Here is a 21,842-nt window from a genome sequence, read left to right as displayed (position 1 = left end):
CTGCCGTCATGATCCCCTCCATCGGTGCGCTGTGCCGGCGCCCGTGCGGAGTGCCGGCTAGCGGGTCTGGTCCGCCGGGCCCGCCAGGGCCCGGACCGCCGCCGCGAAAAGATCCCCGCGCTGGTTGTAGTTCGCGAACATGTCCATCGAGGCGCAGGCCGGGGCGAGCAGGACCGTGTCGCCGGTCCTGGCCAGTTCCCGGGCCGCGGCCACGGCCGCGGACATCGCCCCAGTGTCGGTCCGTTCCAGCTCGACCACCGGGACCTGGGGGGCGTGTCGCGCCAGGGCTTCGCGGATCAGCGCCCGGTCCGCGCCGAACAGCACGGCGCCGCGCAGCCGGTCGGCGGCGCGGGCGGCGAGTTCGTCGAATTCGGCGCCCTTGGCGAGGCCGCCGGCCAGCCACACCACGGAGTCGTAGGCGGCCAGCGACGCCTCGGCGGCGTGGGTGTTGGTGGCCTTGGAGTCGTCCACCCAGGTCACGCCGTCCAGCACCGCCACCTCGGCGATGCGGTGGGCGTCGGGACGGAAGGCGCGCAGGCCCTCGCGGACCGCGCTCGGCGGCACGCCCCAGGCGCGGGCCAGCGCCGCCGCGGCCAGCGCGTTGGCGATGTTGTGCGGGGCGGGCGGCTGTACGTCGGCGGTCCCGGCCAGCTCCTGGGCGGTGCCCTGCCGGTCCGGCACGAACGCCCGGTCCACCAGCAGCCCGTCCACCAGGCCGAGTTCGGAGACCCGGGGGGCGCCGAGGGTGAAGCCGATCGCCCGGCAGCCCTCCGCCACATCGGCCTCGCGGACCAGCCGTTCGGTCGCCGGGTCCGCGGTGTTGTAGACGCAGGCGACCTGGTTGCCCTGGTAGATACGGCCCTTGTCGGCGGTGTAGGCGGCCATCGAGCCGTGCCAGTCCAGATGGTCGGGCGCGAGGTTGAGCACGGCGGCGGAGTGCGGGCGGATGCTGGGCGCCCAGTGCAGCTGGTAGCTGGACAGTTCGACGGCGAGGACGTCGTAGCCGCCGGACTCCCCGGTGGGGTCCTGCTCGCCGAGCACCGCGTCCAGCAGCGAGACCCCGATGTTGCCGACGGCCGCGGTCCGCAGGCCCGCCGCGCCGAGGATCGCGGCGAGCATCCGGGTGGTGGTGGTCTTGCCGTTGGTGCCGGTGACCGCCAGCCAGGGCGCGGCGCCCGGGCCGCGCAGCCGCCAGGCCAGCTCCACATCGCCCCAGATCTCGATGCCGCGCCCGGCGGCCTCGGCGAACATCGGGGTGTCGGGGCGCCAGCCGGGGCTGGTGACGACCAGCTCCGTACCGTCCGGGAGCCGCGCGGGCGACCCGGCGTCGTCACCGAGGCGTACGGCGATGCCGAGTGCCTCCAGTCCGGCCGCCTCGGCCCGCTGCTTGTCGCCGGCGGTGGTGTTGACCACCGTGACATGGGCGCCCAGCCGGTGCAGCGCCTTCGCGGCGGGCACCCCGGAGACCCCCAGGCCGGCCACGGTGACCGCCGTGCCCTTGAGTTCGGCGGCTCCCGCCGGCCGGTCGGGGGCCGTCACGAGGCGGCCACCCAGGCGGCGTAGAAGATGCCGAGGCCGACGGCCAGGCACATGCCCTGGATGATCCAGAACCGGACCACGACCAGAACCTCGCTCCAGCCCCTGAGTTCGAAGTGGTGCTGGAGCGGTGCCATCCGGAAGACCCGCTTGCCGGTGAGCCGGAAGGAGCCGACCTGGATGATCACGGACATCGTGATGAGGACGAACAGACCGCCGATGACGGCCAGCAGCAGCTCGGTGCGCGAGCAGATGGCCAGGCCGGCCAGCGCGCCGCCCAGGGCCAGCGAGCCGGTGTCGCCCATGAAGATCTTGGCCGGCGAGGTGTTCCACCACAGGAAGCCGAAGCAGGCGCCCATCAGCGCGGCGGCCACCACCGCCAGGTCGAGCGGGTCGCGCACCTCGTAGCACGCGCCGTTGGCACTGACCGGGGCGCCGCACCACTGGCCGTACTGCCAGACGCCGATGACCGTGTAGGCGGCGAACGCCATCACACAGGCGCCGGTGGCCAGGCCGTCCAGGCCGTCGGTGAGGTTCACGCCGTTGGACATGGCCAGGATCATGAACAGCGCCCAGATCACGAAGATCACCGGGCCGATGGACCAGCCGAAGTCGTAGGTGAAGGAGAGCTTGGTGGAGGCCGGGCTCTGGCCGCGCGAGTCGTGGAAGTTCAGCGCCAGGATCGCGAAGGTGATGCCGACGATGAGCTGCCCGGCCATCTTGGCCTTGGCCCGCAGGCCGAGGCTGCGCTGCTTGACGATCTTGATGTAGTCGTCGAGGAAGCCCACCAGGCCGAGCCCGGCGGTCAGGAACAGCACCAGCAGACCCGAGACGGAGGGCTTGTTGCCGGTGATGATCTTGGTGGCGCCGTACGCGATCAAGGTGGCCAGGATGAAGGCGATACCACCCATGGTGGGGGTGCCGCGCTTGCTGTGGTGAGCCTTCGGGCCGTCGTCCCGGATCATCTGGCCGTAGCCCTTGCGGGCCAGCAGCCGGATCAGCAGCGGAGTGCCGATCAGCGACAGGAAGAGTCCCAGGACGCCGGAGACGAGGATCTGCTTCATCGGGCGGCACCCTCGTGGGCCGTACCGCCGAAGCCGTCCCGGCCACCGGGAACCGCCTCGATCAGCGCCAGGGCGACGGCTTCGAGGCCGACCGACCTCGATGCCTTCACCAGCACGACATCGCCGGCGCGCACTTCACTGCGCAACAGGTCGATCGCCGCCTCCGCGTCGGACACGTGCACCGACTCCTCACCCCACGAACCCTCGTTATAGGCGCCCATTTGCAGCCAGGCGGCTTCGACACCACCCACGGCCACGAGCTTGCTGACGTTGAGCCGGACGGCCAGCCGCCCCACCGCGTCGTGCTCGGTGAGCGACTGCTCGCCGAGTTCGGCCATCATGCCCAGCACCGCCCACGTACGGCCCCCCCGAGCCTGGGCGGGCCTTCCCATCGCGGCCAGTGCGCGCAGGGCTGCCCTCATGGATTCGGGGTTCGCGTTGTAGGCGTCGTTGACGACCGTCACGCCGTCGGGCCGCTCGGTGACCTCCATGCGCCAGTGCGAGAGCGAGCCGGCCACGGAGAGCGCGGAGGCGATCTCCCCGACAGGCATGCCGAGTTCACAGGCGACGGCGGCCGCGGCGAGCGCGTTCGACACGTGATGCTCACCGTACAGGCGCAAGGTCACGTCGGCGCACCCGGTGGGTGTTCGCAGGCTGAAGCTCGCCTGTCCCCGGTCGTTCAACCGGACATTCTCGGCGCGGACGTCGGCTTCCGCGCTCTCGCCGAAGAACACCACCCGCGCCTTCGTCCGCAGCCGCATCGCGCTGACCAGCGGGTCGTCGGCGTTGAGCACCGCGATCCCGCCGTCGGCCGCCGCGGGCAGCGCTTCGACGAGTTCGCCCTTGGCCTGTGCGATCTGCTCCCGGCCGCCGAATTCGCCGATGTGGGCGGAGCCGACGTTGAGCACCAGGCCGATCCGGGGCGGGGTGAGCCCGGTGAGGTAGCGGATGTGGCCGATGCCGCGGGCGCCCATCTCCAGCACCAGGTGCCGGGTGTCCCGGTCGGCCCGCAGCGCGGTCAGCGGCAGCCCGATCTCGTTGTTCAGCGAGCCGGGCGTCCACACCGTGGGCGCGACCTTCTCCAGCAGCTGCGCGATGAGGTCCTTGGTGCTGGTCTTGCCCGCGGAGCCGGTGAGCGCCACCACGGTCGTGCCCAGCCTGCCCAGCACGTACTGGGCGAGGGCGCCCAGCGCGGTCTGCACGTCGTCGACGACGATCGCGGGCACTCCGACGGGGCGGGCGGCCAGTACCGCGACAGCGCCGTCGGCGACGGCTCCGGCGGCGTACTCGTGACCGTCCACCCGCTCCCCGGCGAACGCCACGAACAGCGCGCCGGGCACCACCTCGCGGGAGTCCTTCACCACGGGTCCGGTGACCTCTACGTCGCTGTCCGGTATGTCATGCGTGCTCCCGCCGACCGCACGTGCGACCTCGGCGAGGGTGAGGGGGATCACAGTTCTTGTCGGTCCTTCTCGATCGCGGCGCGCAGCACCTCTCGGTCGTCGAAGGGGCGCACCTCTCCGGCGATGTCCTGGCCCTGCTCATGGCCCTTGCCCGCGACCACCACGATGTCGCCCGGCCGCGCCTGGGCGACGGCGGTGGCGACGGCGGCGGCCCTGTCGGGCTCGACGATGACGTGTCCGCGCTGCTCGGCGGGGACTTCGGCGGCTCCGTTCAGCATCGCGGCGAGGATCGTCAGCGGGTCCTCGGAACGCGGGTTGTCAGAGGTCAGCACGGCGGTGTCGGCGAGCCTGGCCACCGCCGCGCCCATCGGTCCGCGCTTGCTGCGGTCGCGCTCGCCGCCGCAGCCCAGCACCGCGTGGATCCGGCCCTGGGTGGTGGCCCGCAGCGCCCGCAGCACGGACTCCACGGCGTCGGTCTTGTGCGCGTAGTCCACCAGCGCCAGATACGGCTGGCCGGCGTCCACCCGCTCCAGGCGGCCCGGCACCCCGGGCACGGTGGCGATGCCGTCGGCGGCGGCCTGCGGATCGAGTCCGGCGGCGGCCAGCGCGGCGATCGCGGCCAGCGTGTTGGCGACGTTGAAGGGGCCGGCCAGCGGCGCGACCGCGCGCACCCGCTCGCCCTTGGGGCCGACCACGGTGAAGTGGCTGTCCTGGAGCCCGGCGGTGATGTCCTCGGCCCGCCAGTCGGCGTCCAGCCGCCCCTCGGCGGAGAAGGTGACCAGCGGCACGGTGGCCTGCTCGACCAGCCGGCGGCCGTACGCGTCGTCCACGTTGACCACGCCGAGGCGGCTGCGGCGCGGGGTGAACAGCTGCGCCTTGGCCTGGAAGTAGTCCTCCATGCCGGAGTGGAACTCCATGTGCTCCGGGCTGAGGTTGTTGAAGACGGCCACGTCGAAGACCGCGCCGTCGACCCGGCCGAGCACCAGCGCGTGGCTGGAGACCTCCATGACCACCGACTCGACCCCGCGCTCGCGCATCACCGCGAACAGCGCCTGGAGGTCGGTGGCCTCGGGGGTGGTGCGCTCGCTCTTGACCTGCTGGTCGCCGATCCGGGTCTCCACGGTGCCGATCAGGCCGGTGGAGCCGGGCCGGGTGGCCCGCAGCCCGCCGTCCACCAGATACGAGGTGGTGGTCTTGCCGGAGGTGCCGGTGATGCCGATCCGCAGCATGCCCTCGCCGGGATCGTCGTAGACCGCGGCGGCCAGCTCGCCCATCACGGCGCGGGGGTCGGCGACGGTCAGCACCGGGAGGCCGGTGGCGGCGGCGCGCTCGGCGCCGGCCGGATCGGTCAGTACGGCGGCGGCGCCGGCCTCGGCGGCCTGGGCGGCGAAGTCCGCGCCGTGGAAGCGGGCGCCGGGCAGGGCGGCGTACAGGTCGCCGGGACGGACCGCCCGCGAGTCGTGCGTGATGCCGGTGACGCTCACGGGGCCGGCGGACGTCCCGGACGCGGTGGAGCCGCTCCGGTCGGAGCTGTTCCGGCCGGAGACCTTCGGGGCGGAGCTTTCGGGCAGGTGCGTACCGAGCCGCTCCGCGAGATCCGCGAGCGGTTTGGGCCGGACGCGCGTCGGGCGCGGCGCGCCCGGCGGCTGGATGAGGGTTGGCTGATCAGCTGTGGGCACGGCGGTGAGATTACCGGGCTGGCCGGGGTCCGGGCCAAAAGGCCCCGAGCGCGGCCCGCGCGGGTCGCCGGGCCGGAGGGCGGCCGTCCGGGGCCGGTCGGGGAGCTGGCCGGGCATGATCAGCGCCCCGGGGAGGTGCTGGCGGACGGCGGCTGCGAGGGGTTGAAGTCGATCGGCAGTTTCGGGGCGGGACGGCCGGAGGGGGGCACGCCCAGGCTCTTGAGGGCGAAGGTCATCACCTGCTGGAAGACCGGGCCGCAGATCGAGCCGCCGAAGTAGCTGCCCCTGGTCGGATTCTGGATGACGCAGGAGACGGTGACCCGCGGATCGTCGGCGGGCGCGAAGCCGAGGAAGGACGAGGTGTAGCCCTTGTAACGGCCGGTCTTCGGGTCCACCCGGTTGGCCGTACCGGTCTTGCCGGCCACCCGGTAGCCGTCGATGCGGGCGTTGATGCCGGTGCCCTCCTCGCTGCCGACCACGGATTCCAGCATCTCGGACAGCGTCTTGGCGGTCTGCGCGCTGACCACCCGGGTCTTCTTCGGCGGCGCCGCGGGCACGAAGCGGCCATCGGGTCCGGTGGTGCCGCGGACCAGGGACGGCTCGACCCGTACACCGCCATTGGCGATGGTGGAGTAGACCGAGGTCGCCTGGAGGGCGTTGAGGGACAGGCCCTGGCCGAACGGGATGGTGTACTGCTGCGAGGCGTTCCAGTCCTGCGGCTCGGCCAGGATGCCCGGGGTCTCGCCGGGGAAGCCGACGCCGGTGGGCTCGCCGATGCCGAACTTCTTGAGGTACGAGTACAGCACCTGGTTGGCCTGCGGCTGGGTCTTGCCGAGCTGCCCGCTGGCCAGGATGGTGCCGATGTTGCTGGATTTGGCCAGCACGCCGTTGAGGGTCAGATACCAGGTGCCGTGGTCCACGTCGTCGTGGAAGATCCGGTCGGCGCGCGGCAGGGTGCCGGGGACGGTGACCCGGGTGGTGGGGGTGGCGGTGCCGGTGTCGAGTATGGCGGCCATCGACATCAGCTTGCTGACGCTGCCGGGCTCGTAGGCGTCCTGCACGGCCGCGTTGCCGAGCGCGGCGGTGTCGGCGTGCGCGAGGTCGCCGGGGTCGAAGCCGGGGGCGTCGGCCATCGCCAGCACCTGGCCGGTGCGGGAGTCCTGCACTATCACGTAGCCCCGGTCTGCGGCGGACTTCTTCACCTGGTCGGTGATGGCGCTCTGCGCGGCCCACTGGATGTCCCGGTCCAGGGTCAGCTCGATGTCGGAGCCGGGCACGGCGGGCTTCTGCTGGCCGCCGGCGGTGGGGACCTGGCGGCCGTTGGACTGGGCGTAGCGGACCTGGCCGTTGCTGCCGGAGAGCTGCTTGTTGTACATCGACTCCAGGCCGCCGGCGCCCTGGCCCTCGGCGTTGACGAAGCCGATCACACCCGCTGCGAGGTCACCGGCCGGGTAGACCCGCTTGGTGTGCGGCTGGCTGAAGATGCCCGCCAGTACGTCCGCGCCGGTGTGGTCGTAGGCCTTGTCGGCGAAGGCCGACTTGAGGTCCTTGATCTGGTTCCAGACCTGCGGGGACTGCAGATGGGCGATGAGCTGGTAGCGGGAGTTCGGGGTGGCCAGCTGCCGGGCGATCGTGTTGGCGTCGCCGCCGACGATGGGCGCGAGCAGCTGGGCCGCCTGCTGCGGGGCGTCCCTGACCTTGGTCTGCGCGTAGGTGAAGAGATAGGGGTCGGCGGTGATGTCGAACGCGTCCACGGTGGTGGCGAGGTCGACCCCGGACCGGTCGGTGATGGTGCCGCGGTCGGCGACCACCTCCTCCGTCACCCAGCGGTTCACGGCGGCCTTGGCCGAGTACGCGGACGCGTCCACGGCCTGGACCTGGAGCAGGCGTACGACGAAGGTGGCCATCACCAGCGTCAGCGCCACCCCCACCATCCGCAGCCGGGGTCGGGGCTGCCCCAGCCGGACGGTCTTGGGGCCCACCGGGTGCCGTGCCCTCGGCGGCCGCGGGGTCCCGCCGGCCCGTCGCGCCGGCCCGCCGGCGACCGGGCGGGGCGCGCCGGTCCGGGGCGGACCGGGGCGGCGGCGGGGGGCTTCGTCACGGGGGTGGCGGGGATCGGTCACCGTGGGGTCCTCCGGGCACGGGCCTGCGGGAGCTGGCGGTTCACGGGGTCACCTGTCAGGGGCTGGGGATCAGGGCGGTCGGCGTCGCGGGAGGGGTGGCCGACGGGGTCGGCGCGGTGATCGTCGCGGTGGTGGCGAAGGCGGGTGACGGCGCGGCGGGCACCGCGCCGGCCGGGTCGGGAGTGGCCGGTGCGGGGGTCGCGCCGCGGATCGTGCCGTCAGGGTTGAGGAAGGCCGGGTTGCCGCCCGGGACCATGCCGAGCTGCTGGGCCTTGCGTTCCAGGGCGCCCGGGGCGGAGTAGCCGTCCACTTCCTGCTGGAGCTGCTGCTGCTCGTCCGTGTACCCCGTGGTCTCCTTCTGCAGCTTGTCGAGCTGGAAGGAGTCCCGGTTGACCGCCGAATTCAGCAGCAGCAGGGAGACCAGGCCGCCGGCGAGCAGTGTGACGACCAGAACGACGAAGGGGGTACGCGCCGCGGTCGCGGACGGCGTCCGGACCCCGGCGCCGCGTACCGGTCCCAGCCGCCCCAGCCCGCCGGCCAGGGTGGGCCAGCGGGCCCGGTCCCGGCCCGCCGGCGGGGTGCCGGCGGGCGCCGGCCGCTCGGCTCGGGCCGACCGGGCCGACCGGGCCGGGCGCTCGGGCGACGGCTCCGGACGCGGCGGCTCGGACCGGGGCGAGGGCCGGTGCGGCCCGCGCGGGTCACCGGGCCGCCGGCCGCCGCCGGCCGGGGCGGGGACACCGGGGCCGGGCCGGCCGGTCCTGCCGGGCCGCTCGGGGCCGCCCGGGGCACCTGGGGTGCCCGACCCGCCAGGTCCGCCCGTCCCGCCCGGTCCGCCCGCGCCGCTCATCGGTGCTCCTCCCGGATGCGCTCGGCCGCCCGCAGCCTGGCGGGCGTCGCCCTGCGGTTCTCGGCGATCTCTTCCTCGCCCGGCAGTTCGGCGCCCCGGGTGAGCAGCCTCAGCCGCGGCTGGTACTGCTCGGGGACCACCGGCAGGCCGGGCGGGGCGGTGCCGGCCGCGCCCGCCGCGAAGACCTGCTTGACCAGCCGGTCCTCCAGGGACTGGTACGACAGCACCGCGATCCGGCCGCCGACCGCGAGCGCGGTGACCGCGGCGGGGATCGCCCGCTCCAGCACGGCGAGCTCGCCGTTGACCTCGATCCGCAGCGCCTGGAAGGTGCGCTTCGCGGGATTGCCGCCGGTGCGCTTGGCGGCCTGCGGCAGTGCCTGCCGGATCAGCTCCACCAGCCGCCCGCTGTTGGTGAAGGGCTCCCGCTCGCGCTCCCGGGCCACCGCGTCCACGATCTTGCGGGCGAACTTCTCCTCGCCGTAGGCGCGCAGGATCCGTACCAGCGCCCCGGGCGGGTAGGTGTTGAGCACCTCCGCCGCGCTGATGCCGGTCGACTGGTCCATCCGCATGTCCAGCGGCGCGTCCTGCGCGTAGGCGAAGCCTCGGTCGGCCTCGTCCAGCTGCATGGAGGACACGCCGAGGTCGAACAGCACGCCCTGCACCCGGGGCACGCCCAGCCGCGCCAGCACCTCGGGCAGCTCGTCGTAGACCGCGTGGACGAGGGTGGCGCGGTCGCCGAAGGGCGCCAGGCGTTCGGCGGAGAGCTTCAGTGCCTCCTGGTCGCGGTCGATCGCGATCAGCCGCGCCGAGGGGAAGGTGGCGAGCAGGGCCTCGCTGTGGCCGCCGAGCCCGAGCGTGGCGTCCACCACCACCGCGCCCGGCTCGGCCAGCGCGGGCGCCAGCAGGTCGAGGCAGCGCCGCAGCATCACGGGTGTGTGCCGCTGGGGCGGGGACGGGTCGCTCATGGGGGCCTTTTCTGGGGTTTCCGGGTCGTTCGGGGTGGTGCGGGCGCCGGCGGCCGGGCGGTACGGACGTAGGACCTGGTCCCCGCCCGCTCGGGAGAGGCGTTCCCCTGGCACCGGGGAAGTGGTGCCAGCGAGAGGGGCCGGTGAGCGGGAGGAGGCCGAGCCGTACGTCCGCGCGGGGGTACGGAAGCCTGCGCGGGCGCACGGGGGTGCGGGCCGCGCTCACAGTAATCCGGGCGGGACCTCCTGGGACATGGCCGAAAAGGCATCCTCCTGGGCCGCCAGATAGCCTTCCCAGGCGTCGGCCGCCCAGATCTCCACCCGGGTGTTGGCGCCGATCACCGCGCAGTCGCGGACCAGCCCGGCGTACTCCCGCAGCGGCTGCGGCACCGTCACCCGGCCCTGCTTGTCCGGCACCTCGTCGTGCGCCCCGGCGAACAGCACCCGCAGGTAGTCGCGGGCCGACTTGGAGGTCAGCGGGGCGGCGGACAGCTGCTCGGTGGCCGCCGTGAAGCCGGCGAGCGGCCACACGCAGAGGCAGCGCTCCTGCCCACGGGTGATCACCAGCCCGTCGGCGAGCGCGTCACGGAACCGGGCGGGCAGCACCAGCCGGTTCTTGTCGTCCAGTCGAGGGGTGTACGTCCCGAGGAACACAGCCCTCCTCCCGCAGACGGCACCACTTCGCGCCACTTTACTCCACCATGCCCCACCGTCAACGAAACCCCGGGCGGGCGCGCCCCGCCCACAACGGGGGTGCAGACGCTACCGTCATAGACATGTCGATATCTGCCAGTGGCCTCGTCGGCCCCCCGGAGTCCTCGGCGACTCCCCCGGCGCCCGCCCGGACCGCTTCCGTCACCGACCGGCTCGTCGAAGCCAACCAGCGTTACGCCGCCGCCTTCCACGACCCGGGCATGGACGCCCAGCCGGTGCTGAAGGTCGCGGTGGTCGCCTGCATGGACGCCCGCATCGACCTGCACAAGGCACTCGGCCTGGAATTGGGCGACTGCCACACCATCCGCAACGCCGGCGGAGTCGTCACCGACGACGCCATCCGTTCGCTCACCATCAGTCAGCGCGCCCTCGGCACCCGTTCGGTGGTGCTGATCCACCACACCGGCTGCGGCCTGCAGAGCATCACGGAGGATTTCCGTACCGAACTGGAAAGCGAGGTCGGCCAGCGGCCGACCTGGGCCGTCGAGGCCTTCACCGACGTCGACCAGGATGTCCGGCAGTCGATGGCCCGGGTCCGGACCTCCCCCTTCCTGGCCCATACCGACGACGTGCGCGGCTTCGTCTTCGACGTCCAGACCGGCCTACTGAGGGAAATCACGAATTCGTAACGGCTGGCGAGTGACGCGGACCGCCGCGTAAGGGAAGAATGCATCCTGCGGCACGTCTCGTCTGCAGCGGACGTTGCCCAGTTCGGGGAGGGCCGGTCCAGGGATGACCGTGTCCCTAGGAACAGGCCGAGGAGTACCGGGTGACGACCACTGACCCACGAGCAAGCCTCAGCGATCTGACCACAACCGCGGATCGGGTCCGCCGCAGTGTGGAGCGTGTGATCGAAGGCAAGCCGGAGGTCGTACGCATCGCACTGACCGTTCTGCTCGCCGAAGGGCATCTGCTGATCGAGGACGTGCCGGGCGTTGGCAAGACCATGTTGTCCAAGGCCCTGGCACGTTCGATCGACTGTTCGGTGCGGCGGATCCAGTTCACGCCGGACCTGCTCCCGTCGGACATCACCGGAGTCAGCGTCTTCGACCAGCAGCGGCGCGACTTCGAGTTCAAACCGGGTGCGATCTTCGCGCAGATCGTGGTGGGCGACGAGATCAACCGCGCCTCGCCCAAGACCCAGTCGGCGCTGCTGGAGTCGATGGAGGAGCGCCAGGTCACCATCGACGGCACCACCTACGAACTGCCCAGCCCCTTCATGGTGATCGCCACCCAGAACCCGGTCGAGATGGAGGGCACCTATCCGCTGCCCGAGGCGCAGCGGGACCGCTTCACCGCCCGGGTCTCCATCGGCTATCCGAGCCCGGACTCCGAACTGAAGATGCTGGAGATGCACGGCGGGGCCTCGCCGCTGGACGACCTGCAACCCGTCGCGCACGCCCACGAGATCGTCGAGCTGATCGAGGCGGTACGGCAGGTGTACGTCGCCGACCCGGTCCGCCGGTACGCGGTGACGCTGGTCGGCGCCACCCGCAGCCACCCGGACCTGCGGCTGGGCGCCTCCCCGCGCGCCACCCTGCACCTGGTACGGGCCGCCCGGGCCTCGGCCGCGCTCGACGGACGGGACTACGTACTGCCGGACGACGTCCAGGGACTGGCCGCCTCGGTGCTGGCGCACCGTCTGCTGCCGACCGCGCAGGCGCAGTTGAACCGGCGCACCCCCGAGCAGGTGGTGGCCGAGATCGTGCAGCGGGTGCCGGTGCCCGACCCGACGGCCGGCAACTGGCCGCAGTCCGGCCGGCCGCAGGGCGCCGCGGGCAGCCGGGGCCTGTGATGGCCCCGCCCCAGCCTCCGGCGCCGCCGGCCGCCCCGGCCGGCGGCGGTGCCCAGCCGGTCGGCGGTTTCCGCACCGCGCTGGCCGGCCTGACCACCCGCGGCCGGTCCTTCGTGGCCGCCGGGATCGCCGCCGCCGTGTGCAGCTACGTCCTGGGGCAGTCCGATCTGCTGCGGGTCGGACTGCTGCGGGTCGGACTGCTGCTGGCAGTGCTGCCACTGGTCTGCGTCGCGGTGCTCTACCGCACCCGCTACCGGGTCGCCGCCAGCCGCCGGCTGGCGCCGTCCCGGGTGCCGGCCATGTCCGAGGCCCGGGTGCATCTGCGGGTCGACAACGTCTCACGTGTGCACACCGGGCTGCTGATGCTCCAGGACCGGGTGCCGTACGTGCTGGGGCCGCGGCCCCGCTTCGTGCTGGACCGGGTGGAGCCGGGCGGCCACCGGGAGGTGTCCTACCGGGTCCGCTCGGATCTGCGCGGCCGCTATCCGCTGGGGCCGCTCCAGCTGCGGCTCACCGACCCGTTCGGGATGTGCGAGCTGACCCGCTCGTTCAGCGCCTTCGACACCCTGACGGTGGTGCCCAAGGTCGAGGCGCTGCCGGCGGTGCGGCTGGCCGGCGAGTCGTCCGGCTGGGGCGAGAGCCGCAACCGCGCGCTGGCGCTGGCCGGTGACGACGACGTGATCCCGCGCGGCTACCGGCACGGCGACGACCTGCGCCGGGTGCACTGGCGGTCCACCGCCCGATACGGCGAGCTGATGGTGCGCCGCGAGGAACAGCCGAACCGGCCCCGCTGCACCGTCCTGCTGGACACCCGGCAGGTCGCCTACTTCGGCTCGGGGCCGGACTCGGCCATCGAGTGGGCGGTGTCCGGCGCCGCCTCGGTCGCCACCCACATGCTGGAGCGGGGCTTCTCGGTGCGGCTGCTGACCGACAACGGCACCACGGTGCCGGGACCCGAGGGCGCGGGCGGCTTCGCCGGCGACACCACCGACATGGCCGGGGTACTGCTGGACACCCTCGCGGTGGTGGACCACTCGCCCGGCGCGGAGCTGTCGGCGGCCTACGACGTGCTGCGGTCCGGCACCGAGGGCCTGCTGGTGGCGTTCCTGGGCGACATGGACCTGAAGGACGCGGCCGTCGTCGGCCGGATGCGGCAGCGGGCCGGCGGCGCGGTCGCCTTCGTCCTGGACAGCGACGCCTGGCTGGCCCGCGACCCCGAGCCGCGCCCCGACCAGCCCCCCGGCGCGGAGGCGGCGCAGCCGGCGCCGGAGGACCCGGAGGGCACCCGGGCCGCGATCCGGATGCTGCGCGAGACGGGCTGGACGGTGGTGGAGGCCAGGGCCGGGGACACCATGCCCGACCTGTGGCAGCAGGCCGACCGCTACCGCTCCCATGAGGAATCCCAGCGGCAGGACCGGCGTGAGGCGGGGGCGACGGCATGAGCGGACGCGCGCGGCTGACGGTGTGCGCGGCGGCGGCCTCGATGATGGCCGCCTGCTCGCTGCTGCCGCTGGCCAGCCCGGGCAGCTGGATCTTCCGGGCGCTGGTGTGCGTCTGCCTCCAGTCCGGGGTCGGCGCGGCGGCCCGGCGGGTGCCGCTGGCCCGGCCGCTGACGGTGCTGGCGCAGACCGTGGTGTCGCTGCTGGTGCTCACCGTGATGTTCGCCCCGCACCAGGCGCTGGGCGGCGTCGTCCCGGGCCCGCAGGCATTCCGGCAGCTCGGCGACCTGGTCCGGGACGGCATGACGGACGTCGGCGACTTCGCCATCCCCGCACCCGTCACCCCCGGCATCCGGATCCTGCTGGTCGGCGGGGTGCTGGTGATCGCGCTGGCGGTGGACGCCATAGCGGTCACCTACAACAGCGCCGCCCCGGCCGGACTGCCGCTGCTGGCGCTCTACTCGGTGGCGGCCGGGCTCGCCGACGGCGGCACCCAGTGGCTGTACTTCCTGGTGGCCGCGGCCGGCTATCTGCTGCTGCTCCTGGCCGAGGGCCGCGACCGGCTCTCGCGCTGGGGCCGCGTCTTCGGCGGCGGACCACCGCCCAACAGCTGGGCCGGCGGCGCCGCTTCGACCACGGGCACCGCGACGGCACCGGTGCGCACCGGGCGGCGGATCGGCGCGCTGGCGCTGGGCATCGCACTGCTCGCGCCGGTTCTGCCCTCGCTGGGCGGCGGCCTGCTGAACCCCACCGGGGGCCGCTCGGGCACCGGGGGCGGTGGGGGCGGCGCGGCCAGCGCGGTCAATCTGGTCGCCGCGCTGCAGGACAACCTCAACCAGCCCGACGACCACGAGGTGCTGACGTACCGGACGAACTCCGCCGACGTGTCGGGGATGTATCTGCGGATCGCCGCGCTGGACAAGTTCGACGGCACCCAGTGGTCGCCGTCCGACCGGAGCACCGAGGACATCCCGGCGGTGCTGCCGCAGCCGCAGGGCCAGGCGGCCGACGTGAAGTTCAAGCCGGTCGTCACCCGGATAACGGCCGACGAGAGCTACCGGCAGGAGCTGCTGCCGATGCCGTTCCCGGCGCTGAGCGTGCAGGCGCCGGGCGACTGGCGGTTCGAGCCCGAGGGGCGGATGGTCGTCGGGCAGGGCGGCCAGACCGTCTCCGGCGAGCAGTACACGGTGACCAGCATGCAGCTGCAGCCGACCGCCGCGCAGCTCGCGGCGGCGCCCCCGGCCACCGGCCCGATCGCCGACGAATACACCAAGGTCCCGGGCTCGCTGCCGCCGGTGGTCAAGCAGACCGCGGAGAACGTCACCAGTTCCGCGACCAACGACTACGAGAAGGCGCTGGCGCTCCAGCGGTATTTCACCTCCGGGCAGTTCATCTACAACACCCAGGCCAAGGCGGGCACCGGGGTCGACGCGATCGTGAAGTTCCTCCAGACCAAGGAGGGCTTCTGCGTCCACTTCGCCTTCACCATGGCCGCCATGGCCCGCACGCTGCACATACCGGCGCGGGTCGCGATCGGCTTCACCCCGGGCACGCAGAGTTCCAACGGTGTGATGTCGGTGGGGCTCAAGGACGCGCACGCCTGGCCCGAGCTGTATTTCGAGGGCATCGGCTGGACCCGCTTCGAGCCCACGCCGTACCGGGGCTCGGCGCCCTCGTACACCGAGCAGGCGCCGGCCGCGCCCGGTGACAACCACCAGGACATCGCGCCGCACGGCAATGTGGCCACCCCGCAGCCCTCGCTCTCGCCCGGCGCGTCCTGCGCGCCGGAGAACCGGGCGCCGACCGGCGCCTGCGCCGGGGTCGCGGCCCCCGGTGGCGGTGGCCCGCACGGCGGCGGTTTCGACGTGCGCTGGGTGCTGCTGTCCGCGGCGGCGGTGCTGCTGGTGCTGCTGATCCTGGCCGTGCCGGGCTTCTGGCGGTCGCGGGTACGCGCCGGGCGGCTCGGTGGCCGCGAGGTGGTGGCCGAGAGGCGCGCCGGTTCGGTCCGGGTCTCCGGTGCGGAGTCCGGCGGACACGGCTCCGCGCCACCCCCCGGGCGGTTCCGCGTGGAGGCGCCGGCTCTGGCGGCCTGGCGCGAGGTGGTGGACAGCGGCTGGGACTACGGCATCCTGCCCGACGACTCGGAGACACCGCGCAAGGCGGCGGCCCGGATGGTACGGGAAGGCAAGCTGACCGGCCGGGCGCAGGAGTCGGTGGGGGCGGTGGCGACAGCGGTGGAGCAGGCGCTGTACGCGCCCGAGCCGCGGCCCGTGGCGGGCCTGGCGGCGGATGTGCAGCGGATACGGAGCGGCCTGCGGGAGTCCGCGGGCCGCACCGACCGGCTGCGGGCCCGTGTGCTGCCCCGCTCGTCGGTGCGGCTGCTGTGGTCGCTGTCGGCCCGCTGGCGGGCCGCGTCGGACCGTCTGGCCATGGCCGGCCGGCGGGTGACCGATCCGGTACGGCGGCGGCTGGCCCGCGAGGCGTCCTCGTAGCCGGCGGCTCGGCCGGGGGCTGTGAGGCCGGCGGAGCCGCCGGATCTCGTGGTCCGCGGTCGGCGCACGGCGAAGGGCCCGTACTCCCCACCTGGGATGTACGGGCCCTTCGGAGTTTCTCGGCCGCGGCGGCGACGCGCCGGCCGTGGCGGCTGCCCGGCTGTCGGGCGGCCGGTCACTGGCCTTGCTGATCGCGGCGGCGCTGCCAGCGCTCCTCGATGCGGTCCATGACCTTGCCGCGGCGTGGCTGGTGCTGGTGGCGTCGGCCGCCGATCCGGCGTCCGGCCTGGGGGGTCACAGGTGCCTGCTCGCCGGGGCGGGTGGCACGGCGCCAGCCGGTCACGCCGAGCACGGCGCAGCCGAGCATGACCAGGAAGCCGACAACGCTGATCCAGGGCTGCTTCGCGATCATGCCGCCCATGAGCAGCGCGATGCCGACAAGGAAACCGACCACCGCCAGATAAACGCGGCGACGGGTGTGCGTCCGCAGCCCGTTTCCCTCAAGCGCCGACGCGAACTTGGGATCTTCGGCGTACAGCGCGCGCTCCATCTGCTCGAGCATCCGCTGCTCATGCTCCGAGAGCGGCACGGAGACCTCCTACTCGTCGGTCGCGGGGAACGACCGTTCCGACCCTTCCAGGATAGGCAGGGAATCGCCCCCGTGAAACCCGCCCCACTGCGTCAATCCGACGGGGCACTCCTTCCCCGTCCCATGCCGCGTCATGCCAGCATACGGTCAGGAATACGGCCGTGGGCGGCGTGTGACCCAGTCCCCGGCCGGGCGACTGCGGGCGGTCACCGCGTCGTACGCTCAGCCGCGCTCGGCGAGCACATGGAGCTGGGTGGCCACCGAGTGGAAACCGGGCTCCTCGGCCGCCGCCAGCTCCAGCCGCAGCAGTGCTTCCAGGGCGCCCGGCTCGGTGTCCACCAGCGCGCCGGGGACGAGGTCGGCGAAGACCCGTACGCCGTGCACGGACACCGTGCGCAGGTCGGCTCCGGCGACCAGCCGGGTCAGCTCTTCGGTGGTGAAGCGGCGGGGCAGCGGGTCGCCCTCTCCCCAGCGGCCGCCGGCGTCCCCCAGGGCGTGCTGGGCCTCGGCGAAGTGCCCGGCCAGCGCCCTGGCCAGCACCGCGCCGCCGCGGCCCGCGGCAAGCAGGCTCAGCGCGCCGGCCGGCCGCAGCGCGCCGGCCACGTTCCGCAGGGCCTCGGCCGGGTCGTCCACGTACTCCAGCACGCCGTGGCACAGGACCATGTCGTGGCCGGCGGGCTCGACGACGTCCAGCAGACCGTGGGTGTCGCCCTGCACACCCCGTACCCGGTCGGTCACACCGGCCTCGGCGGCGCGGCGCTCCAGCGCGAAGAGCGCGTCGGGGCTGGGGTCGACCACGGTGACCCGGTGGCCGAGCCGGGCGACCGGCACCGCGAAGTTGCCGGTGCCGCCGCCGGTGTCCAGCACATCGAGCACATCCTGGTCCGCGGCCTTGGACCGCCGCTCCAGCGCGTCCCGCAGCACCTCCCACACCACGGCGGTACGCAGGCTGGCACGGGGTCCCATCGGGTCCACCCCTCCTTGACGCAACATGGCGGGCGGCTCTCCTCGTGGACGGCTGGTCACGACACACTCGCAACGGTCACGCGCAACTCTAGGGCCTGTCGTTTGGATCTCCGCGGCGTCGCGGCGCCCGGCACGCACATCTGCCGCGTTCTCGTCGGTCGACGACGCTCCGCGTCGCCTCCCTCCTCCGCCTTGCAGCTGCACGCACCGGACACCGCTCCTCCACCCACGGAGATCCAAACGACAGACCCTAGCCGTTCCCGACAAATAACGCCCCCGGGCTCCGCCCCGGGTCCCCAGCGGACCCTCCCGGGGCCGGCCGGGAGGCCCCGGCAGCCCCGCGCCAGCTCTCTTACGTCTCCCCCCGGCGTCACGCGCCCGTGCTCCCCCCGGCAGGGGCGGCCGGGAGGTCCCCGCCGCCCTCCGCCGGGGAGACGCGCCCCAGCCGCGTCGCGACCTCCCCCGGCTAGGGGATGGGCCCCAGTGCCTTGCGACCGAGGGGACCCCGACGCCAAAGGCCGTCCGGCGGAGAGCGGCGGACGCCGCGACCCGCGCACCCCGGGCCGCCCCGTCTTCGCGCGGCCGGGGTGCTCCCCGGGGGCGGCCAAGCGAGGCGAGGGTCCGGGGAGGGCTACGGGAGTTTCGGCTGGAGTCGGGGGTGGAGCAGCAGCATGCGCTCCACCAGGCGGAGGAACATCGCGGCGGCGCGGATCAGGTCGTCGGCGTCGCGAGCGGTGGCCGCGGCGGGTATGCCGGCCTCCGCCCTGGCGCGGCGGGCCGCGCCGGCCGCGAACAGGGCGGCCCACTCCGCGAGTTCGGGAGCGATCTCGGGCAGCACCTCCCACGCGCTGCGGATGCGGCGGCGCCGCCGCGCGGTGGGCTCGGGGCGGCCGCGGACGGCCAGCACCGCGGCGGCGGTGCGCAGGGCGGCGAGGTGGGCGGTGGCGTAGCGCTCGTGCGGAGTCTCCAGGGCGGCGGCCTCTTCGAGGCCGAGATGCGCCTGGGTGAGCAGGTCGAGGGCGGCGGGCGACGCGGCGACGCGACGCAGCACCGGGTGGATGTCGCTGAGCGGAGCTGCCATGACGAGCCTCCTTTCTCCGTAGCACCCATGGTGGGGGTCACCACTGACAATGGGCCCTGACCTGCCCGGATGCCCCCGCCGGGCACCCGCGCCGCAGGCACACCGCACGCTTGCCCCGCCGACGCCCCGTCAATACCCCGTGCCTGTGCCCGCCTTCGGGCAGGCAGAATCAAGGTCATGACCACCGCACGACGCCAGGCCACCCGGCAGAAGCTCTACGCGGCCGCCGTCACCCTCATCGCCGAGCAGGGCTTCTCCGCCACCACCGTCGACGAGATCGCCGAACGGGCCGGGGTCGCCAAAGGGACCGTCTACTACAACTTCGCCAGCAAGAACGATCTGTTCGAGGAACTGCTCCGGCACGGCGTGGGCCTGCTCACCGACTCACTGAGCCGGGCCGCCGGGGACGTCACCCGGCACGGCGGCTCGCGGGTGGACGCACTGGACGCGATGATCCGGGCCGGCCTGGTCTTCATCGTCCGCTACCCGTCCTTCACCCAGCTCTACGTCGCCGAACTGTGGCGCACCAACCGCACCTGGCAGGAGACCCTGACCGGCGTCCGCCAGGAGGCCGTCGCCGTGGTGGAGAAGGTGCTCGGGGAGGCGGTCGACGCCGGTGAGCTCAGCGGCGAGATCGACGTACCGCTCACCGCTTCCGCCCTGTTCGGCATGGTGCTGGTCGCGGCGCTCGACTGGCAGGCCTTCCAGCCGGAGCGCAGCATCGACGAGGTGCACACGAGCCTGTCCCGGCTGCTCCAGGGAAGAGTCAGCGGGGCCACCACCTCCCCGTGAGCGGACCGGGCCGGTGAGAGCCGGTGAGCGCCCGGAGGGCTGCCCGATCGGGGCCCGCGCGCTAAAGTCCCCGCCATGTCCGTACTCCCGCTCGTGTTCACCAGCGGCTGGGCCAGTGGCGTCAACGCCTACGCCGTGGTGCTGTGGCTCGGCGTGATGGGTGCCACCGGGGCGACCGACGAGGTGCCCGCCTCGCTGCAGCGCCCCGGCGTGCTCGCCGTCGCGGCGGTGCTGTTCCTGTGCGAGGCGGTCGTCGACAAGATCCCCTACCTGGACACCGCGTGGGACACCGTGCACACCGTCGTGCGGCCGGTGGCCGGCGCGGTGGTGGCCGCGCTGCTGGCCGGGCACGACGGTTCGCTGCCGCAGCTGGCGGCGGCCGGGGTGGGCGGCTCCACCGCGCTGGCCAGCCATCTGGTGAAGGCCGGGACGCGGATGGCGGTCAACACCTCGCCGGAGCCGTTCAGCAACATCGTGATCAGCCTCGCCGAGGACCTGGGCGTCTCCGGGATCATCGTCTTCGCGCTGTTCCACCCGCTGCCCGCCGCGATCATCGCGGCGCTCCTGCTGGCCTTCGGCCTGACCCTGGTGACCTTCCTCCTCTCCCGCATCCGCCGCTTCCTGCGCCGCCGCCGGGAGCGGCGGGCCGGCCGGGGTCCCGGCCAGGGGCGGGGCGACGGATGGGGCGACGGGCAGGGCCGGGGCACCCCGGCGGCCACCTGACGGCGGGTCCGCCGCTACAGTCCCTGCCATGGCACGGATTGCGGTGATCGGCGCGGGTATGGCCTCGCTGGCGACGGCGGCCCGACTGGCGACGGGCGGCCACCAGGTGGTGGTCCACGAGCGGGCGGCGACCTACGGCGGCGCGGTCGGCCGGCTGGCCGAGGGCGGCTTCGCCTTCGATACGGGCCCCGGTCTGCTGCTGCTTCCGGCCGTCTACCGCGATCTGTTCGTGAAGACCGGACGGGAGTCCCTGGAGGCGAGCGTCGAGTTGACGCAGGCCGATCCGGCCAGCCGCCACCTCTTCGCCGACGGCACCGATGTGTCGCTGCCGAACGCCTCCCGCTCCGGGGTGATCGAGGCGCTGGACGCGGCCTTCGGGGCCGGCAGCGGCGAGCGCTGGAGCGAGCTGCTCGTGCGGGCCCGCCAGGCGTGGGAGGTCACCCGCCGCCCGCTGCTGGAGGAGGCGCTCACCGACGCCCCCGCGCTGGCCCGCGACCCCTACCCGGCGACCGCGCGGCGCGGCCTGTTCCGGCGCGGCGCCCCCTCGCTCGCCCGGGTCGCCGCCGCCGAGCTGGGCGACCCCCGGCTGGCGGCGCTGCTGGAGAGCCACGCGCTGGCCCACGGCCTCGACCCGCGCTCGGCGCCGGCCTCCGCGGCCGTACTGCCGTATCTGGAGCAGACGTTCGGGGTCTGGTACGTCCGCGGCGGGACGCGGGCGCTGGCCGACGCGGTGTACGAGCGGTGCCTGGCCCGGAAGGTCGAATTCCGCTTCGGGTCGGCGGTGACCGGGCTGCTGGAGAAGGACGGCCGCGCCGCCGGGGTCGAACTGGCCGACGGCAGCCGGTCGGAGGCGGACCTGGTGGTGGCGGGGGCGCCGCTGCCCGCGCTGTACGACGAGCGGGTGCTGCCCCGGGACGGGCAGGACGACCGGCCCGACCGGAGCGGGCCGCGGGGCGAACCGGGCCGCTTCACCGTCCACTTGGCGCTGCGCGGGCCCCGGCCGGCCGGTACCGCCCACCGTACGGTCGTGCACGCGGCGGACCGGGAGGGCGCCCTGGAGTGGGTGTTCGCGGCCCGGGGCGCGGACACTCTCGCGGCGGCCGGCGGCGGGCGCGACGCCGCGCCCGACGGCCGCCTCGCGGTGACCGTCCTGCGGCCGGACGACCCCACGCTGCGGCCGGACGACGGGCACGAGGCCGTGACGCTGATGGCGACCGTGCCCCGGCACGCGCGCGGCGGCGGCCGGGGAGCGGTGGACTGGGACACGCCGGGGGCCGCCGAGGGCTTCGCCGAGCGGCTGGTGGCGGTGGCGGGGGCGGCCGTACCGTCCCTGCGCGAGCGGGAGTCGTGGCGCCGGACGCGCACGCCCGCAGACACCGAGCGGGAGACCGGCGCGCCGGGCGGCTCGGTGCCCGCGCCCGCGCTGGCCGGGGCCGGAGGCGCGCTGCTGCGGCCCGCCAACCGCTCCCCCGTGGCCGGGCTGTACTTCGTCGGGGGCTGGGCCCACCCGGGCGGCGGGCTGCCGCACGCGGGGATGTCCGGCGCGATCGTGGCCGACCTGATCGCGGGCGGCCCGGGCGGCAGCCGCTGAGGCCCGCTCCGGGCGCCGAGGACGCCACCGGGTCCCGAACCCG

The 21,842-nt window shown here is 74.1% G+C and carries 18 protein-coding genes; 7 read left to right on the top strand and 11 right to left on the bottom strand.

Going from position 1 to position 21,842, the window contains the following annotated elements; all coding sequences use genetic code 11:
• Nucleotides 1–57: 57 nt before the first annotated feature.
• The 8 genes from murD to mraZ form a co-directional block, all read right to left on the bottom strand.
• Nucleotides 58–1,539, bottom strand: a complete 1,482-nt coding sequence (gene murD, locus ACFO3J_RS02565) for a UDP-N-acetylmuramoyl-L-alanine--D-glutamate ligase (protein WP_386425656.1) — start codon at nt 1,537–1,539, stop codon at nt 58–60.
• Nucleotides 1,536–2,600 carry a phospho-N-acetylmuramoyl-pentapeptide-transferase gene (mraY, locus tag ACFO3J_RS02560; RefSeq protein WP_386425654.1) on the bottom strand — a complete coding sequence of 355 codons (1,065 nt, stop codon included), beginning with the start codon at nt 2,598–2,600 and terminating at the stop codon, nt 1,536–1,538. Before mraY ends, murD begins: the two co-directional genes overlap by 4 nt.
• On the bottom strand, nt 2,597–4,054 hold the full coding sequence (locus tag ACFO3J_RS02555; RefSeq protein WP_386425651.1) for a UDP-N-acetylmuramoyl-tripeptide--D-alanyl-D-alanine ligase: 1,458 nt from the start codon (nt 4,052–4,054) through the stop codon (nt 2,597–2,599). Before ACFO3J_RS02555 ends, mraY begins: the two co-directional genes overlap by 4 nt.
• Nucleotides 4,051–5,799, bottom strand: a complete 1,749-nt coding sequence (locus ACFO3J_RS02550) for a UDP-N-acetylmuramoyl-L-alanyl-D-glutamate--2,6-diaminopimelate ligase (protein WP_386425649.1) — start codon at nt 5,797–5,799, stop codon at nt 4,051–4,053. The genes ACFO3J_RS02555 and ACFO3J_RS02550 overlap by 4 nt, the downstream gene beginning before the upstream one ends.
• Before the next feature lie 2 nt (nt 5,800–5,801).
• A complete protein-coding gene (locus ACFO3J_RS02545) occupies nt 5,802–7,664 on the bottom strand; it encodes a peptidoglycan D,D-transpeptidase FtsI family protein (RefSeq protein WP_386425646.1) in 1,863 nt (620 codons plus the stop codon).
• 196 nt (nt 7,665–7,860) lie between these two features.
• Complete coding sequence (locus ACFO3J_RS02540; RefSeq protein ID WP_386425644.1) at nt 7,861–8,652, bottom strand: hypothetical protein; 792 nt, start codon at nt 8,650–8,652, stop codon at nt 7,861–7,863.
• Nucleotides 8,649–9,617 carry a 16S rRNA (cytosine(1402)-N(4))-methyltransferase RsmH gene (gene rsmH, locus ACFO3J_RS02535; protein ID WP_386425641.1) on the bottom strand — a complete coding sequence of 323 codons (969 nt, stop codon included), beginning with the start codon at nt 9,615–9,617 and terminating at the stop codon, nt 8,649–8,651. The genes ACFO3J_RS02540 and rsmH overlap by 4 nt, the downstream gene beginning before the upstream one ends.
• Nucleotides 9,618–9,839: 222 nt before the next feature.
• The gene (gene mraZ / locus ACFO3J_RS02530; protein ID WP_386425640.1) at nt 9,840–10,271 is read right to left on the bottom strand and encodes a division/cell wall cluster transcriptional repressor MraZ; all 432 of its coding nucleotides are present in this window, start codon (nt 10,269–10,271) and stop codon (nt 9,840–9,842) included.
• Nucleotides 10,272–10,393: 122 nt separating this feature from the next.
• Between mraZ and ACFO3J_RS02525 the strand changes: the two genes are divergently transcribed.
• From ACFO3J_RS02525 to ACFO3J_RS02510, 4 genes are all read left to right on the top strand, one after another.
• The gene (locus ACFO3J_RS02525; RefSeq protein ID WP_386425638.1) at nt 10,394–10,960 is read left to right on the top strand and encodes a beta-class carbonic anhydrase; all 567 of its coding nucleotides are present in this window, start codon (nt 10,394–10,396) and stop codon (nt 10,958–10,960) included.
• Nucleotides 10,961–11,100: 140 nt separating this feature from the next.
• Complete coding sequence (locus tag ACFO3J_RS02520) at nt 11,101–12,126, top strand: AAA family ATPase (RefSeq protein WP_386425636.1); 1,026 nt, start codon at nt 11,101–11,103, stop codon at nt 12,124–12,126.
• Nucleotides 12,126–13,568 carry a DUF58 domain-containing protein gene (locus tag ACFO3J_RS02515; protein WP_386425633.1) on the top strand — a complete coding sequence of 481 codons (1,443 nt, stop codon included), beginning with the start codon at nt 12,126–12,128 and terminating at the stop codon, nt 13,566–13,568. The genes ACFO3J_RS02520 and ACFO3J_RS02515 overlap by 1 nt, the downstream gene beginning before the upstream one ends.
• A complete protein-coding gene (locus ACFO3J_RS02510; protein ID WP_386425630.1) occupies nt 13,565–16,057 on the top strand; it encodes a transglutaminase TgpA family protein in 2,493 nt (830 codons plus the stop codon). The genes ACFO3J_RS02515 and ACFO3J_RS02510 overlap by 4 nt, the downstream gene beginning before the upstream one ends.
• A 175-nt stretch (nt 16,058–16,232) precedes the next feature.
• Here ACFO3J_RS02510 and ACFO3J_RS02505 read toward each other — a convergent pair whose 3' ends face one another.
• The 3 genes from ACFO3J_RS02505 to ACFO3J_RS02495 all read right to left on the bottom strand — a co-directional run bounded on the left by ACFO3J_RS02505 (nt 16,233) and on the right by ACFO3J_RS02495 (nt 18,693).
• The gene (locus ACFO3J_RS02505) at nt 16,233–16,646 is read right to left on the bottom strand and encodes a DUF3040 domain-containing protein (protein ID WP_386425628.1); all 414 of its coding nucleotides are present in this window, start codon (nt 16,644–16,646) and stop codon (nt 16,233–16,235) included.
• Between the two features lie 222 nt (nt 16,647–16,868).
• Nucleotides 16,869–17,639: a methyltransferase gene (locus tag ACFO3J_RS02500; RefSeq protein WP_386425626.1), complete on the bottom strand. Its 771-nt coding sequence runs from the start codon at nt 17,637–17,639 to the stop codon at nt 16,869–16,871.
• Between the two features lie 604 nt (nt 17,640–18,243).
• Nucleotides 18,244–18,693 (bottom strand): SAV_6107 family HEPN domain-containing protein, encoded by a 450-nt coding sequence (locus ACFO3J_RS02495; protein WP_386425623.1) that lies wholly within the window; start codon nt 18,691–18,693, stop codon nt 18,244–18,246.
• A 177-nt stretch (nt 18,694–18,870) separates the two neighbouring features.
• Here ACFO3J_RS02495 and ACFO3J_RS02490 point away from each other — a divergent pair, with 177 nt between their 5' ends.
• The 3 genes from ACFO3J_RS02490 (at nt 18,871) to ACFO3J_RS02480 (ending at nt 21,799) form a co-directional block, all read left to right on the top strand.
• Nucleotides 18,871–19,485, top strand: a complete 615-nt coding sequence (locus ACFO3J_RS02490) for a TetR/AcrR family transcriptional regulator (RefSeq protein WP_386425620.1) — start codon at nt 18,871–18,873, stop codon at nt 19,483–19,485.
• Nucleotides 19,486–19,560: 75 nt separating this feature from the next.
• On the top strand, nt 19,561–20,208 hold the full coding sequence (locus tag ACFO3J_RS02485) for a DUF4126 domain-containing protein (RefSeq protein ID WP_386425617.1): 648 nt from the start codon (nt 19,561–19,563) through the stop codon (nt 20,206–20,208).
• Nucleotides 20,209–20,236: 28 nt separating this feature from the next.
• The gene (locus tag ACFO3J_RS02480; protein ID WP_386425616.1) at nt 20,237–21,799 is read left to right on the top strand and encodes a phytoene desaturase family protein; all 1,563 of its coding nucleotides are present in this window, start codon (nt 20,237–20,239) and stop codon (nt 21,797–21,799) included.
• Nucleotides 21,800–21,842 lie beyond the last annotated feature (43 nt).

It is taken from the genome of Streptomyces polygonati (assembly GCF_042650325.1).
Lineage (GTDB): Bacteria > Actinomycetota > Actinomycetes > Streptomycetales > Streptomycetaceae > Actinacidiphila > Actinacidiphila polygonati.
The sequence above is the reverse complement of the archived record's forward strand: the minus strand, read 5'-3'. Positions and strand labels throughout refer to the sequence as shown.